The 14,778-nt window shown below is 51.1% G+C and carries 15 protein-coding genes and 2 pseudogenes (1 of these 17 only partly in view); 3 read left to right on the top strand and 14 right to left on the bottom strand.

Translation table 11 applies throughout. The annotated features are described in order from the left end of the window. The first annotated feature begins 24 nt into the window (after nucleotides 1-24). Nucleotides 25-753, top strand: a complete 729-nt coding sequence (locus tag AC0VXT_RS06145; RefSeq protein WP_475547927.1) for a transcriptional regulator NanR — start codon at nucleotides 25-27, stop codon at nucleotides 751-753. A gap of 229 nt (nucleotides 754-982) precedes the next feature. Here AC0VXT_RS06145 and AC0VXT_RS06140 read toward each other — a convergent pair. After that, a pseudogene (locus AC0VXT_RS06140) lies at nucleotides 983-1,952 on the bottom strand (IS481 family transposase). A 182-nt stretch (nucleotides 1,953-2,134) separates the two neighbouring features. On the opposite strand from AC0VXT_RS06140, the pseudogene AC0VXT_RS06135 reads away from it, so the two are divergent. After that, nucleotides 2,135-3,083 (top strand): annotated as a pseudogene (locus AC0VXT_RS06135) (IS630 family transposase). Nucleotides 3,084-3,102: 19 nt separating this feature from the next. Here the strand turns inward: AC0VXT_RS06135 and AC0VXT_RS06130 are convergent. From AC0VXT_RS06130 to AC0VXT_RS06070, 13 genes are all read right to left on the bottom strand, one after another. Beyond that, complete coding sequence (locus tag AC0VXT_RS06130; RefSeq protein ID WP_475548567.1) at nucleotides 3,103-3,513, bottom strand: IS5 family transposase; 411 nt, start codon at nucleotides 3,511-3,513, stop codon at nucleotides 3,103-3,105. Then, on the bottom strand, nucleotides 3,465-3,851 hold the full coding sequence (locus AC0VXT_RS06125) for an IS5 family transposase (RefSeq protein WP_475547926.1): 387 nt from the start codon (nucleotides 3,849-3,851) through the stop codon (nucleotides 3,465-3,467). The genes AC0VXT_RS06130 and AC0VXT_RS06125 overlap by 49 nt, the downstream gene beginning before the upstream one ends. A 74-nt stretch (nucleotides 3,852-3,925) precedes the next feature. Next, on the bottom strand, nucleotides 3,926-4,717 hold the full coding sequence (locus AC0VXT_RS06120; protein WP_475547925.1) for an HpcH/HpaI aldolase family protein: 792 nt from the start codon (nucleotides 4,715-4,717) through the stop codon (nucleotides 3,926-3,928). A gap of 2 nt (nucleotides 4,718-4,719) precedes the next feature. Continuing rightward, nucleotides 4,720-6,159: an NAD-dependent succinate-semialdehyde dehydrogenase gene (locus AC0VXT_RS06115; RefSeq protein ID WP_475547924.1), complete on the bottom strand. Its 1,440-nt coding sequence runs from the start codon at nucleotides 6,157-6,159 to the stop codon at nucleotides 4,720-4,722. Between the two features lie 187 nt (nucleotides 6,160-6,346). Beyond that, on the bottom strand, nucleotides 6,347-7,168 hold the full coding sequence (locus AC0VXT_RS06110; protein ID WP_475547923.1) for an SDR family NAD(P)-dependent oxidoreductase: 822 nt from the start codon (nucleotides 7,166-7,168) through the stop codon (nucleotides 6,347-6,349). Further along, the gene (locus AC0VXT_RS06105) at nucleotides 7,165-8,166 is read right to left on the bottom strand and encodes a Gfo/Idh/MocA family protein (protein WP_475547922.1); all 1,002 of its coding nucleotides are present in this window, start codon (nucleotides 8,164-8,166) and stop codon (nucleotides 7,165-7,167) included. Before AC0VXT_RS06105 ends, AC0VXT_RS06110 begins: the two co-directional genes overlap by 4 nt. After that, on the bottom strand, nucleotides 8,159-8,479 hold the full coding sequence (locus tag AC0VXT_RS06100) for a cupin domain-containing protein (protein ID WP_475547921.1): 321 nt from the start codon (nucleotides 8,477-8,479) through the stop codon (nucleotides 8,159-8,161). The genes AC0VXT_RS06105 and AC0VXT_RS06100 overlap by 8 nt, the downstream gene beginning before the upstream one ends. Then, nucleotides 8,476-9,099, bottom strand: a complete 624-nt coding sequence (locus tag AC0VXT_RS06095) for an ATP-binding cassette domain-containing protein (RefSeq protein ID WP_475547920.1) — start codon at nucleotides 9,097-9,099, stop codon at nucleotides 8,476-8,478. The genes AC0VXT_RS06100 and AC0VXT_RS06095 overlap by 4 nt, the downstream gene beginning before the upstream one ends. Nucleotides 9,100-9,102: 3 nt before the next feature. Beyond that, on the bottom strand, nucleotides 9,103-9,801 hold the full coding sequence (locus AC0VXT_RS06090) for an ABC transporter ATP-binding protein (RefSeq protein ID WP_475547919.1): 699 nt from the start codon (nucleotides 9,799-9,801) through the stop codon (nucleotides 9,103-9,105). Further along, nucleotides 9,798-10,541, bottom strand: coding sequence for an ABC transporter ATP-binding protein (locus AC0VXT_RS06085; RefSeq protein WP_475547918.1), 744 nt, complete (start codon nucleotides 10,539-10,541; stop codon nucleotides 9,798-9,800). Before AC0VXT_RS06085 ends, AC0VXT_RS06090 begins: the two co-directional genes overlap by 4 nt. Before the next feature lies 1 nt (nucleotide 10,542). Next, nucleotides 10,543-11,517: a branched-chain amino acid ABC transporter permease gene (locus AC0VXT_RS06080; RefSeq protein ID WP_475548566.1), complete on the bottom strand. Its 975-nt coding sequence runs from the start codon at nucleotides 11,515-11,517 to the stop codon at nucleotides 10,543-10,545. Nucleotides 11,518-11,575: 58 nt separating this feature from the next. After that, on the bottom strand, nucleotides 11,576-12,496 hold the full coding sequence (locus AC0VXT_RS06075; protein WP_475547917.1) for a branched-chain amino acid ABC transporter permease: 921 nt from the start codon (nucleotides 12,494-12,496) through the stop codon (nucleotides 11,576-11,578). Nucleotides 12,497-12,595: 99 nt separating this feature from the next. Further along, nucleotides 12,596-13,888, bottom strand: a complete 1,293-nt coding sequence (locus AC0VXT_RS06070; RefSeq protein WP_475547916.1) for an ABC transporter substrate-binding protein — start codon at nucleotides 13,886-13,888, stop codon at nucleotides 12,596-12,598. 201 nt (nucleotides 13,889-14,089) lie between these two features. Between AC0VXT_RS06070 and AC0VXT_RS06065 the strand changes: the two genes are divergently transcribed. Beyond that, on the top strand, nucleotides 14,090-14,778 hold the 5' portion of the coding sequence (locus AC0VXT_RS06065) for a MurR/RpiR family transcriptional regulator (protein WP_475547915.1). The gene runs 106 nt beyond the window's last position; only the first 689 of its 795 coding nucleotides appear in the window; the start codon lies at nucleotides 14,090-14,092; the stop codon falls past the right edge of the window.

Below are 14,778 nucleotides of genomic sequence, written 5' to 3'. Positions count from 1 at the left end.
TGAAGGATGCGAAAGCACTCTCGGATGGAAAATTGGAAAGATACTGGCGAAGACAAAAAGATCGTGCGTCGCAAGCTTTCAGATCAGGTTCTTGAGCGACTGCGTGAAATGATTGTTCGTGGGGAACTGGGGCCAGGCGATTTGATGCCCTCGGAACGGACATTAATGGAACGTTTTGGTGTTGGTCGCCCGGCTGTTCGTGAAGCAATGCAATCTATGAACACGCTTGGTCTTATCAGTATTTCTCATGGCGAGCGCGCTCGGGTCAGCGAGCTTTCGGCAGATCTTATGTTCCGTCAGATGGATATGGTTGCACGGATGTTGCTGTCAGCTTCACCCGATAATCTTGAGCACCTCAAAGAAGCGCGACGGTTGTTTGAGGTGGGCATGGTACGTATCGCCTCTCAAAATGCCACATCAGGTGACATTGTTGAACTCAACGAACTTATCGAAGCCCAACGTGAGCAGCTTGGTGACCCCGCTGCTTTTATTAAGGGTGACATGGCGTTCCACATCAAGATTTCCAGCATGTCGGGAAATCCAATCTTCCAGGCCGTTAGCGAGGCTATGTTGAACTGGGTCTTTAACTACCATACTGATTTACTAATATGGTCAGGTCAGGAGGATGTGACCCTAGGCGAGCATCAAGAGATCGTTAAGTGCATTGAAGCGAAAAATGCCGATCAAGCGGCCCAAGAGATGCAGTCACACTTAAACCGTTCAAGCGGCTTTTATCGCCATCGAGAAGGATGAGCTTTCACTTTCCTAAACGTTAATGCGGAGCAAGAGCGTTTGTAAGTGAAATGTCACCTTTTCTGTCAGTTCAGCCGTTATTTGTCAGCTCATGTGTCAATCCATGTCAACTTATCTGGCAATCGGAAATGCTAAGTAGCTGCTCTTGCGAAATGTTGAATGTCAGCCTTTATGGCATGTGACACCGAACAACGCATTAAGCACAATTTGAATGATATTGGGGCTGCCTCTAGATGTGGACCCTCAATAGGTTGTCCCGGTTTATTCCGAGGCGACCGATAGGTGTCAGGTCTTTTATCCCACCGTGGGGTCTGTGCCAATTATAGAGATGAACCCAAAGATGAAGGTCTTTTGCGCGTTGATCCGATGACTGGTAGGGCCGGGCATAGGCCCATTCACGCAAAGCCGTCTGAATGAAGCGTTCAGCCTTTCCGTTTGTTTGAGGGGTATAGGGTTTTGTCCGCAGGTGTTTGATCCCGAGCTGTTTGCAGGCTTTTGCGAAGGCCATTGATGTATAACAGGGTCCGTTATCGGTCATGATCCCTGTCACCCTGACACCGAGGCTTTGATAATAGGCGACGGCGGCCTTGAGATGAGCGATGGCACTATCGGCCTTTTCATCGGGATGGATCTGGCAAAACGACAGGCGTGAATGATCGTCGATGGCGACATGGACATATTCCCAGCCATAGCCACCCTGCTTGCGTGAGCGTGGGTTCGACTGACCGGTGCGCTCCCCCGTAACGCGGTGACCGGGCTGCTCGAAGCGCCCGAGTTTCTTGATGTCGAGATGGATGATTTCGCCGGGGCTTTCGCGTTCGTAACGATGTATCGGCTCGGCAGGGGCAAGGTCTTTGAGGCGGGATAGTCCTGCGCGTTTCAGGACACGGCTCACGGTTGCTGGTGAGACATTGGTTTCCCGGGCGATATGCTTACCAGTCCAGCGACGTCGGCGCAGGGCGATGATACGGTCGATGGTCTCAGGTACTGTCGGGTTGTGCAGTTTCCTGGGGCGTGAGGAGCGGTCCTGTAACCCTGCCAGGCCTTCAAGCTGGATAGCGCGTCCGCCACTTGCGCGCGGTGCGCGGGCACACCCCTGCGAGTGCTACCGCACTCTCCGGGCTGTGCCCGCCCTTCATCAGACGGACCAAACGTTCTCGACCTATCGGTGTTAAACGGGCATTCTTGTGCATGTTCATTCGGGCTGGCCTCCAAGGATGGTTGAAGCTTGGTAACTCCAGTCTCCTCGGTCTGGCCCGAATGGACAACCTGTTGAAAGTTCACATCTAGAGCGTTTCACACCTTATCAGAATTGATAGGGAATTCCCAAAGTAGTTGAGTTGTGATTTAAGATGGATGCTGGGTGAGGAGGCCAGCATCCATGACCCGACCTTATTCGAATGATCTTCGTGACCGTGTTGTCGCGGCAGTTCAGGCAGGAGAGAGCTGCCGGGCGGTCGCCGCTCGTTTTGAAGTCGCAGTTTCATCTGTGGTGAAATGGCATCAACGTTATCGCTCTACAGGGAGTGTTGCGCCGGGAAAAATGGGCGGTCATCGCAAACGTGTGCTGGTTGAATATCGAGATTTCATCCATGAGCAGATCAAGCAAATACCTTATCTGACACTCCATGGTATGAAGGATCTTCTTGAGGACCGGGGCGTGGTTGTCTCGCATCAGGCGGTATGGCGCTTTCTCAGGGATGAGGGGTTACGCTTCAAAAAAAACTCTGTTCGCTATTGAGCAGGCTCGGGCGGGCGTTGCCCGCCAGCGCCGACGCTGGAAATCCTGGCAAGGCAGGATTGATCCCGAGCGACTGGTGTTCATTGATGAAACCTGGATCAAAACCAATATGGCTCCGATCCGGGGCTGGGGCATGAAAGGGTAGCGACTTGTTGGCTATGCACCACATGGGCATTGGCGCACGATGACCTTCATTGCCGCCTTGCGCCATGACCAGCTGACAGCCCCATGCGTCTTTGACGGTCCGATCAATGGGACCAGCTTCCTTGCTTACGTAAAACAGCAACTGGTTCGGGTTCTGCGTTCCGGTGATATCGTTATCATGGACAATCTCGGTAGCCACAAATCCCGAGCCGTGCGTGACGCCATCAAGTCAGTCGACGCCCGTGCGTGGTTCCTCCCGCCCTATAGTCCAGACCTTAACCCGATTGAACAGGCGTTCTCAAAGGTCAAGCACTGGATGCGAACCGCTCAAAAACGAAACCTTGAAGAAACATGGCGTCACGTTGGCCATATTGCAGGTACATTCTCGCCGGACGAATGCGCACGTTATTTCACAAATGCCGGATATCGTTCCGTTAAAACGTGAAGGAGTTTAGGGTCTGGACTTAATTGGCCCAACATCTGATTGCAAAAATCCGGACCATATTAAGGAAGTTTTCTGCGGACTTTTCGTATCGGATGGTCAGCCGCCTCATATCCTTCATACGGCAGAAGAAACGCTCAACAAGATTGCGTTTGGCGTAAAGACCCGCGTCATGAGGGATAGGCTTTCTGGCATTTGCCTTGGCGGGGATCACCGGCAAGGCACCTTCATCCTCTATCTCCCGACGGATACGTGCACTGCCATAGGCCTTGTCGGCGACAATGGCCAATGGTGGTTTTGACCAATTCAGGAAGCAGTCGATCATCTTACTGTCATGGAGTTGTCCGCCACTGATCGCAAGACGCAACGGGCGACCGAGTGCATCTACAGCGGCGTGAACTTTACTTGTCCTGCCGCCGCGTGAGCGTCCAATACCCTCTGCCAGTTCCCATTTTTTGACCCAGCCGCTGCGCGGTGAGCCTTCACAATCGAACTGTCGATAAAGACAAGGGCATCTTCATATTCTGATGCCAGTGCCTCGAATATCTCGCGCCATATACCGCGTTCTCCCCAACGGACATAACGATTATAGACTGTTGTAGGCGGGCCATATCTTCCCGGAAGATCCCGCCAGGGTGCACCGGTTCGAAGAATGTAGAAAATGCCATTGAGAACGGTCCTGTCGTCGCGACGCTTCGGTCCCCGACCGTCAACCGCAAGAAGAGGAGCAATGATTGCCCATTCTTTATCGCTCAAATCAAATCGTGCCATGTGATAACTCCCTTTCCCAAAGGGTGAATCACATTTCGACTATAAATTTCAAGCGTTCCAATTGGGTTCAGACCCTAGTAAAGCGCATTCTCGCTAAGGTTATCGTCTAGCCGGAAGGTCTCGATTGCTTTTGTTGCAGCTGCCTCCATAAAACGCGCATCAGAACCGATCGTAACCAGATCGATACCAGCCTTAGCCATTCGGCGGGCATAGTCAGCAGAACCGCAATGTAATCCGACGATCTTGCCTGCCGCTTGTGTTTGAGTTCTTATTTTATCAATGATCGCTAGAAGTTCGGGCTCCTCCCGGTCGAAAGCGGGAGAATATCCATATGAGAATGAAAGATCTGCCGGTCCAATATAGATGCCGGTAAGCTCCTCGACCGAAAGGATTTCATCAAGGTTTTCAACCGCTTTTCGTGTCTCGACCATGGCAAAAGACGCAATTGTGTCATCAACAGTTGCCGCATAGTCACCTTGGCAGGTAAAGCGTGCCCGAATAGGCCCGAAACTGCGGCCACCGCTTGGCGGGTAACGACAAGCGGACACAAGGCGTTTGGCATCATGTGCATTCTCTATCATCGGAACGATAATACCGTATGCCCCCGCATCGAGGGCCCTCATAATAGATGCCTCATCCAGCCAAGCGACCCGAACCAGCGGAGTTTTGTTCGATTTTTCCAAAATTGGAAAAATATATAAAAGATCCGAATAGTCCGCCGTCCCATGCTGTAAATCAACAGTGACAGTATCCCAGTCCAGAGATGCCATCACCTCTGCTGCCAAGGGCGACGGAATAGCAATCCATCCATTCAGGACAGTTTGCCCGGTAGCGGTATTCTGGCGCAATTTCGTGTTTTTAAGCATTTTTACCGTGCCATCATGTGGGTGAGCTTTGTGTTCTGGTAGTCATGAATAGCATCTGCCCCCCCTTCACGTCCCATCCCAGAATGATCAACACCACCAAATGGGGCTTCAGCATGGGCAACAAGAAAGGTGTTTATGCCAACCATACCGGCATGGAGTTTCCGTGAAAGGGTTTGGGCCCGCTCCTGATTGTTGGTAAATGCATAAGCAGCCAAGCCGAATGGTGTGGAGTTCGCCCTTGCAATCGCATCTTCAAGATTATCAAAACTTGTGACCGACGCAACGGGGCCAAACGGCTCTTCCGACATAATGATCGCCTGGTCATCCACATCCGCAAGAATTGTCGGTTCGAAAAACCACCCGGAATTGCGCTCTGCTGGGCGTTTGCCCCCACTGACAACCCGTGCGCCGCGGTCCGTCGCATCCTTGATCAGACGTTCAACCTTTTCGCGCCCACTTGCCAATGTTAAAGGTCCCATCGTCGCCGATGGGTTTTGGCTATCTCCGACAACTAGAGTTTGCGCTTCGGACTTCATTTTATCAAGAAAACGGTCCAGAATGTCCGCTTGGACATAAAACCGGTTCGGGGCGATGCAAACCTGTCCTGCATTCCGGAACTTGAAGGCAGCGCACTGTGTTGCCGCATAATCGACGTCAGTGTCGGAACAAACGATTACGGGGCCATGTCCCCCCAATTCCATCGAAACCCGTTTGACGGTTTTGGCGGCTTCAGACATCAAATGTATTCCAACGCCCGTAGATCCCGTCAAAGAGATTTTCCGGACATCGTTGCTTTCCATAATAACAGGGCTGATTTCGGAAGCGTCTCCAAGTAAAAGCTGAACGACGCCAGCGGGAACACCACCAGCAACGCATGCCTCGGCGATCAAGGTTGATGTCATCGGAACCTGTTCTGATGGGCGCATCAGGATTACACAACCAGCCGCCAGCGCCGGCGCGATTTTCCGGATCGGCAGGTTTACCGGGAAATTCCAAGCGGTAAATGCAGCACAAATACCAACCGGTTCCGGATCTATCAGCAAGCGCCCGCCTTGTCTTGAGGGTATCGTCTTGCCAAACAGTCTTTCTGCTTCGCCAGCAAACCATTCAAGCTGCTCAATCGCGGCACCAACCTCCCCGCCGCATTGAGCGTATGGGCGCCCGATTTCCAAAGACATCGCCTGAGCTATTTGATCGGTACGCGTACGTATTTCTTCTGCAATGTTCCGAAGAATGCGTGCTCTTTCCCATCCATGAACGGCAGACCAAGTTTTCTGAGCCTCTCGAGCATAGGAAAGGGCTTCGACAACGTCTTCTGCTCCACAGGCTGGCTGGTTCCACAATGTCTTTTCGGTGCAGGGGTTGAGAACCGCAATAGAGCCTGCGCGACCTTCGTTCCGAAACTCACCACCGATGAGTATTTTTGGTTGCATTCCAGTCATATCGCACCTCTAGAATAAAGTGTACTGGACACAGCGACGGCCGCTCCATACTTGGTTTTCAGAAAGTCAAAAATTGGCCACGGTTCACATGCACTATATGTTCTGTGTAGCTACTGCTGTCTTAAGGCGTCTCAATACTCCAATCCCTGAGGTCACCTTACCGACCCTTGCAGATATTGTTCTTCAATCATTGAGACGCCGTAACTCCCCCGTCTACATATACAATCTGGCCTGTCATATAACTGCCTGCCGGGGCTGCGAACGCAATGACCTGTCCTGCTACTTCCAAAGGTTCGCCAATCCGGCCCAGAGGATTGCGTTCAAGAATGAATTCACGGAACTCGGGCCTGTCGAGGTGCGGTTTGATACGATCAGATTGAATAAAGGTCGGCGCGACGCCGTTCACTGTTATGCCATAGGGGGCCAATTCCATCGCATGCTGTTTAACCAACATGACCAAAGCCCCCTTTGTCGCGCAATAAGCTGAATAACCGCGTCCGCGCAGGGCGAGTTGAGACCTAACCGATAGCAGATGAATTTGACGTCCGCCCTTCGCGCGCCGGATTTGATCTTTGGCAACAGCTTGGGCAAGGAACATCGCAGAGCGCAAATTCGTCTGATACATTTCATCAAAAGTATCTTCGGTGACTTCCAGCAGGGATTGTTCACGTTGAATACCAACACAATTGATCAGCACATCAACCCCGCCCATAAGATCAATGGCGTTTTCTACACATTGGGTAATAGAATCTGTGTTACATGCATCGACCTGAAGGCCATGGGCATTTCCACCATCGGCATTAATCCGCTTGGCCAGACTTTCCGCTTTGGCGTGATTTGGGCCGGCGATCGATACTTTCGCGCCCAACTGGCCCATAGCAACTGCGATAGCCTCGCCGATCGCGCCATAACCGCCGGGGATAAGAACGCGCTGTCCGGCGACATCGAAAAGACGCTTGATCTGGCCCGGATCAATCTTGGGTGTCATGCTAGCCGTTTCTTGGGTCATTCTTGGATCTCCACGCCGGCAATGCGATACACACTTTCCATCAGTCGCAACGTTTCCAGATTATCCAGTCTATCTGTCTCAAAGGGACTATCATCGGCAAGGCTGCGCAAGAAATGCGTTATGACGGTATCGAAGCATTCCTGATAGCGGCCCAAAAGGTTGACTTCTTCCAATGAGTCTTCCTCCCCAACCAGATAAACACGGTTCATTTCCATCATGATTGTGCCGGTTGTTCCGATGATCTCAAGACGGTCACCATGCAAGGGCGGGTAGCCCGGCGCGACGAGGCATCCGTCGGCTGTAACGATCAAGCCATTATCCCCTGTCAGAAGAATTGCTGCGGTGTCTTCTCCGGGCAACCCTTCGGCCAATGTTCCTAAACGGGCTCCGACGACACGAAGGGGACCACACAAACAGCGCAAGACATCAAGATGATGGATCATTGTTTCAAAAACGAGGTTCCGACGAAACGTCGTCAAATACGGTTGGCGCTCGATCAAAAACGGCACAGTTCCATCGCGTGGACAAAGACCTGACCCGCGACAGGAAATGGCGGCATGCCGTATCTCACCGATCCGACCTTCTTTGATCCACTTGCGTACAGTCATATAGTGCGGGCGAAAGCGATAATTTTCGTGAACCATGAAACGAACACGAGTTCCTACATCATCAATCAACCGTTCTGCTTCCCTGACTGTCGCAGTCAAAGGTTTCTGGCACATGATGTGCTTACCGTGATCGGCAGCCATGCGTGCGATCGGGGCATGGGCATCGACCGAGGCTGTAATATCAACAACATCAAAGCCGCTATCGGCGAACATAAGTGCGGCATCTTCGTATATACGCTTCACCCCGAATTCATCAGCGCGTGATTTTGCCTTGCCACGGTCAGGATCACAAACAGCGACAATATCAGCTCCAGCCGATTGCCAGGCCCGCAAATGATACAAACTGATCAAACCACAGCCAGCGACTGCAACACGCAGTGGATTACCCATGTTTGCCCCCGAAATTGCCATAGCCATAATACCAGATACTGGCACCAGATTTTGATGTTCGAAGAGTGTGCAACGCGTGGGCTGGAATCAGAACAAGATCCCCGGCATGGCAGGTCGCGCATTGATCACCAACTTCGATCTCCACGATCCCCTTCGCTACAACTACAAATTCGTCTGTATCATGCACAAAATCAGCCCACACCTGTCCAGGGTGGTCGTGAAACTCGCCAAAACTGAAGTCGTGAAATTCTAGTCGAACTTCCTGTACTGCAACCGGCAACGAATAGGCCCCTTTTTTAAACACACTATTCATGCCTGACGATCCGTCAGCAAGTCACCAAGATAGGCCCGTGCTGGCGCGTGCCCCAGCAGTTCTGCATAATCTTTGAGAGGACAGACCGAACCATCCTTGATGAAGATGAAGCTTTCGCAAATCTCTTGAAGAATTTCCAAGTGGAACAGTTCATTGGGATGGACACATAGAAATACCAGCCGCCCGTCGTCACGAAGTTTCCGAAAGAAATCAAGCATGAACCCGATATATCCATCCTGGGTATTAAACTGCGGTTCATCAAAGAGATGCACAATCGGATAATCGGAACCCGCCGGATCCAACAACATATCAGGGACAAAGGATCTAAAATGCCGCACCTGATAGGACTGGTGATAATGAATAGCCAGCCTGTCTCGCTGATCTGTTCGCACCTTGTGAATATTGCGCCCCATGACCCGTATTTCGCCCGACGACGGTGTGTTGGACCCTGTGATCAATTCAAAAAGAGTTGTCTTTCCGGACCCGTTCGGCCCCATCATCCCGACAATTTCAGGACCTTCAACCTTGAAATCCGCAGCCAGTCGGAACGTTGGTGTTCGATCAAAACGGCCTTTTGTGTAAGTTTTTTCAAGCTTACTAACTTCCAACATTGCGCTCATGATTTACATTCCAATAAGGCGCCGGCGGAGCGGCGCGTTTTCTAGAAGTTCGAATGCCTGTCCCTCATGAACAATCTGGCCGCGGTCCATTACGTAAACGCGATCAGATACTTCAAGGGCAGCCAAAGCGTTTTGTTCGACAATCAAACTCGATATTCCCTGATCTTTGAGATAAAGAACCGTTTTCATGACGTCCTGGACAACCTTGGGCGCCAAGCCTTGGCTTGGTTCATCAAACAAAACAATTCCAGGAGCCCCAAGCAAAGCACGACTGATGGCAACCATCTGCAACTCTCCACCGGACATATTTTCACACTCCCGCAGGAGCAGATGCTCTAGTGCCGAAAAAATTCCGCAGGCTTCTGCTTCGGACCAGCTCCGGAACCGGGTGGTGCGTTTTCCCAAAGACAGATTTCTTTTACCCGTCAATGTGGGGAAAACCCGTCGATCATCTGGAACCCAACTTATGCCTAGTCGCGAGATCTGGTGCGTCGGCAGTGTGGTGATGGTCGTGCCATCAAAATGAATGGATCCCCGGCTGGGTGGCGAAAGCCCAAGGATAGAACGAATAGTCGTTGTTTTACCTGCTCCATTTGCCCCAAGAAGTGCCACCACTTCTTTTTCACCGACATTCAGAGATGTCCCGAAAAGGACCTGAGTTTCGCCGTAGTAAGTGTCAATACTGTCGACCTGCAACATCATGCGACATCCCCTAGGGCAGAACGTGCGACCCACTTGTTATTCTGAAGAGAGGCCGGCGTATCTTCGGCAATTATCTGCCCCCAATGGATAACAGAGATACGGTCAGCGAGGCTAAACAGGAAACGCATGTCATGTTCAATCAGAACAATCGTGTAGTTCTTACGCAACTTTTGCACCAAGACAGCCAAGTCTTGTGTAGCTTCCGCACCCAGCCCGGATGTCGGTTCATCGAGAAACAGAATTTTCGGGCTTGCCGCAAGTGCAACCGCAATCTCAAGCGCCCTTCGACTGCCGTATGACAAGGAAGTCGCCTTGTCCCAAGCATACCCCACCAGCCCGACTTGATCCAAAACAGCGAGACCTTTGTCGATCAGAGACGTGTAGCCAAGCACACTTTTGGAGCAATTAAAACTCTGCTCACGGAACTCCGGTAGGGCCAGCAGGACATTTTCAATGACAACTGTCTCGTCAAATAGATTCATAATCTGAAACGAACGCGAAATACCAAGACGCGCAATCAGATGGGGTTTCATCCCAGAAATATCTTGCCCGTCAAAAGAAATGATTCCGCGGTCCGGTGCGTGATGCCCTGTCAGAACATGAAAGCATGTTGTCTTTCCTGCGCCGTTTGGCCCCATGATTCCGTGAACGCTACCCTCTTCGACAGTTAAGGATACGTTTTCAAGTACGACGCGCGGTCCAAAACGCTTATGAAGATTCTCAGCCTTGAAAAACGCCATATCAAATGCCCCCTTCCCGCACAGATGATCGCAGCAAAGATGCCTTTCGATGTAAACGATGATGCAGACTATGGAACAGACCGGCCAAGCCTTCGGGCCGCAACATCACCATGGTGACGAACATCAACCCAAACCAAAGGAGCCATGTTTCGGTAATACCACCAATGATGTCCCGGGCAATGAAGTAAAGTAAGACCCCTAACACAGGGCCCCAGAAACTTACGATACCGCCACCAATCAAAACCATCATCACAATAAGTCCCGATTGATGCAGGCTCATCACATCCGGATAGGCACTTTCCTGCGCCATGGCGAAAAGACCGCCAGCCAAACCGGCAAACGCGGTTGATGCCGTAAAGGTAAGCCATTTTATGCGCCAGACATCGTAACCAACAAAACGCGCACGTGTTTCGTTCTGACGGATCGCTTGCAAAACCCGGCCATAAGGTGCATTCACCAGCCGCCAAAGAACCATGGTAACAAGGGCAAGAACAATCGAGACGAACCAATACAGGTTCACATTGTCAGCCAGACTGATATGTATGTTGCCAAGTGTGAGGTCGGGTCGAGGAATTCCAAGAAGGCCATCCTCGCCGCCGGTTATGTTATGCAGTTTTATGGACGCAAACCAGAACACCTGACCAAATGCGATGGTCATAAGCGCATAGTAGATGCCACGCCGGTGAGACAGGAACAATCCAACAATGGCGCCGGCTACCGTCGCCGCAGCCACAGCCGCAGCCAATCCCCCCCAAAGGCTTATCCCAACCTCTTTTTGGAACAAACCGAACGCAAAGGCACCAATCCCCAAATAAGCTCCATGTCCAAAAGAATGAAGCCCGATATATCCAAATAGCAGATTGAAAGCGAGCGCAAACAAAATCCAGATCGCAACCTCAATACCAAGATACTGATACAGGCCAATTGGCTCCAACCAAAATGGGGCCGTAAATAGCGCTAAAAAGAAAATTCCCATGGCTGGCGTAAAAGGTGACCCTCCGCGCGCAGGAATGTCAGACAGCGAAATCATTGTTTCAATTCTCCAGGGCACTTTTGCGGCCCATCAATCCACGCGACCGCACACCTATAACGACAATAAGCAGGATATACATCGACATCATGGACCAGGCCGGGACATAAGCTCCCGTAACCCCAACAGACAAGCCGACCAGAAGTGCGCCAAGGACGGCGCCCCAAAAACTGCCTATACCGCCGATGACAATGATGAGAAATGCGGGAATGACGACATCAATACCGATGTGCGGACGCAATCCCCAAATTGGCACAAGGATCACACCAGCAAGCCCCGCCATCGCCGCACCAAATCCGAAAACAAGCAATCGCAGGCGAGACAAATCGTAGCCCAATGCCCGGACCATCTCGCTATCATGCGTGCCAGCTTTGATAATCGCCCCATAAGGCGTTCGCTCAAGAAACAGCCAAACGCCAACAATCGAGATCAGGGCAAAAAGGGCTGCAAAGAACTTGTATTTCGAGAAAATTAGCCCCCCCATCAGGAAGGCACCGTTAATTGACTGAGGAACCGTTAAACTTTGCTCCCCCGTGCCCCACGCCAACCGAATAAGTTCCTCAATGACAAGAGCAGCCCCAAAGGTCAGCAAAAGCCCGTAAAGTGGCGTTTTCCCGTAGGTTGGGCGCAGGCACAATTCGATCACCATGCCAGCTGCCGCTGCAAAAAGCGGCCCAAGGATCAGTCCGGCAACATAGCGAACAGCAATCGGCTGTGCCAACCACCATTGGCCAAACCCGCTTGATGAGAACCAGTCGGCACCGATGGTCGCCAATGCAAAGTAAGCCCCCAGCGCAAAAAAACTGCCATGGGCGAGGTTAATAACCTCCATCACACCAATGATCAGAGTGAAACCCAATGCAATCAGCGCGAACAACAATCCGAGCGTCAATCCGTTGACGATATGTGGAACTATTTCAATCATAACCGTTTCTTGCAGAAGAACGTTTCCATACCACCGATGAAGATGGCCATAAGACTGACCAGCACTGCTAATGTACTGATCAGTCCGGGCTTGGAAGATTTACGCGTCAAACGTCGGCGTTTCGTCGTAACTTTCTAACTTACAGCTCGACTGGCTCATGTCATCACGAACATCATCGGGGGTCGATTGCGCTAAAATATTGTACATATCGTCCCCGTTTTTCGGAGCATTATTCGCAGTTGCAAGATAAACAGTCTGTTGCACCTGATGCGTATTCGGATCAATTACCGCATCAAAATGCTGCATACGATCACGGGCTGACATGACATGACCTTCGAGTTCCCGGATCACAGCGATATTGTTCGTTGTGTCAGCACGTTCGATTGCTGCAAGCAATTCCTTGGTCGCCATGTATCCATTGTAGAAAACGTTCCCGGGAACTTTCATCTCTGTGTCTGGATACATTGCCTGATAACGTCCAACGAACTCGCTGACACCAGGTAGAGATTGATCAAGACCGTGATACCAGGTCGTTCCAAACACCCCGAAAAGGTTCTCGATCGGAAGACCGTAAACATCGGGCCAATCTTGCTGGTTATTAATCCATGCTGGCGAAGATCCCATTCCCAACTGAATCACCTGTTGGCGCAAGGCAATCTGATCATCGCCGCCGATGGCTGCAGCTACCACATCGGGCTTGGCTTGCTGAATAGAAAGAAGTGCCGCACTGAAATCGCGGGTCCCTTGCGGGACAAGTATTTCATCTGTGACTTCCCCTCCATATTCTTCTAAAAGACGGCGCGTGGACTTCGCCGTATCATGCCCCCAAACATAATCATTGGTGAGCAGCATGAACTTTCCGCCATAAGCCTTGATCGAGTTCTTGATCGCAGCTTTGGCGAAGTTCGTCCCGTTGCCATCCCAAACGAATTTGACACGATGGCAGTTCTCACCACTTTCGGTCGGGGATGACGAATTCGTATTCATGTAGATAACACCATAGCGCTGAGCAACTTGGCTGATTGCATTGGCAACACCGGAACTGACTGCACCGATAAGGAATCCACAATCTTCGCGGGTAATCAGACGCTCGGCGACGCGGCTTCCCGTCGCAGGCGTGGTTTCCGTATCAATGTGCTGAAATTCAATTTTGCGCCCAAGAACGCCACCACGCTCATTCGCCTCAGCAATCGCCATCATCATTCCACGGCGATCACTCGCACCGGAATTTGCGTATTGACCGCTGGCATCAGACGTTATGCCAATGCGAATTGGCTTGTCACTTGCCTGGGCCCAAACCCGATTATACTTCCAGGGACCAAAGACAGTTGCGGCCCCTCCCGCCGCGACTGAACACATTAGAGAACGACGAGTTAGCTTAAAGTTAGACATGATTTTCCTCCCTGTGATGCCCTATTCGACAAGGGCCTGTCAGGCTTACTGATCCTCTTTATGGGATCGATTTGAAAACCTTATCACGAGAATAGAAAGAATTTTCTAAAACCGTCAAGAAATTTTTTTCCATTCAATAGAAAATTTGTTATACATCGACTTATGGACAGAAAAATTACAGCCCCAAAAACTACGGAACCCATGAATTTTGATGCTCTGCGGCAACGAATTCGCGAACGATTCCCGGACCTGAGCCCGCACCTCCAACGCATTGCACGCGCCTCGCTCGAGGAACCAAACAAATTTGCTTTAAACACAACCCCTGTGATCGCCTTATCACTTGGGGTACAGCCTTCAACGCTGATTAGGTTTGCAAAAGAGTTTGGTTTTACAGGCTTCACAAGCCTTCAGAAGGTGTTTCGTCAGAGGCTGATTGAGGGAGATCCGAATGTACGCGATCAAGTGCTTGAGCAAGACAAGTCAACCCCTACGCCAGACCTTCAGACCGTGCTGCTAAACTGCGCGAATGAGCATATTCGTGCTCTAGAGCACATGACAGCAAACTGTGACCTAGATGCTTTAAACACCGCCATTCAGTATTTGCGCAATGCCAATCACATCTATATCGCAGGCCTTCGCCGTTCTAGGCCAATCGCCGAATATTTCCACTACGGCCTATTAAGAGGCGAGAGAGCATGCACAATGCTTGATTTCTCTGGGGGCATGGCAGGCCCACAGATTGCAACGATTGGCCTTGATGACGTCTTGTTTGCAATTGGCTTCACACCGTACTCAAAACCAGTCTTAGACGTCGTTCTAGACGCCCATGTATCTGGCCGTCGCGTGGTGGCATTAACCGACAGTCCTGAAAGCCCACTTGCCAAATATGC

It is taken from the genome of Thalassospira sp. Z349TD_5, from assembly GCF_056173045.1.
The sequence above is the reverse complement of the archived record's forward strand: the minus strand, read 5'-3'. Positions and strand labels throughout refer to the sequence as shown.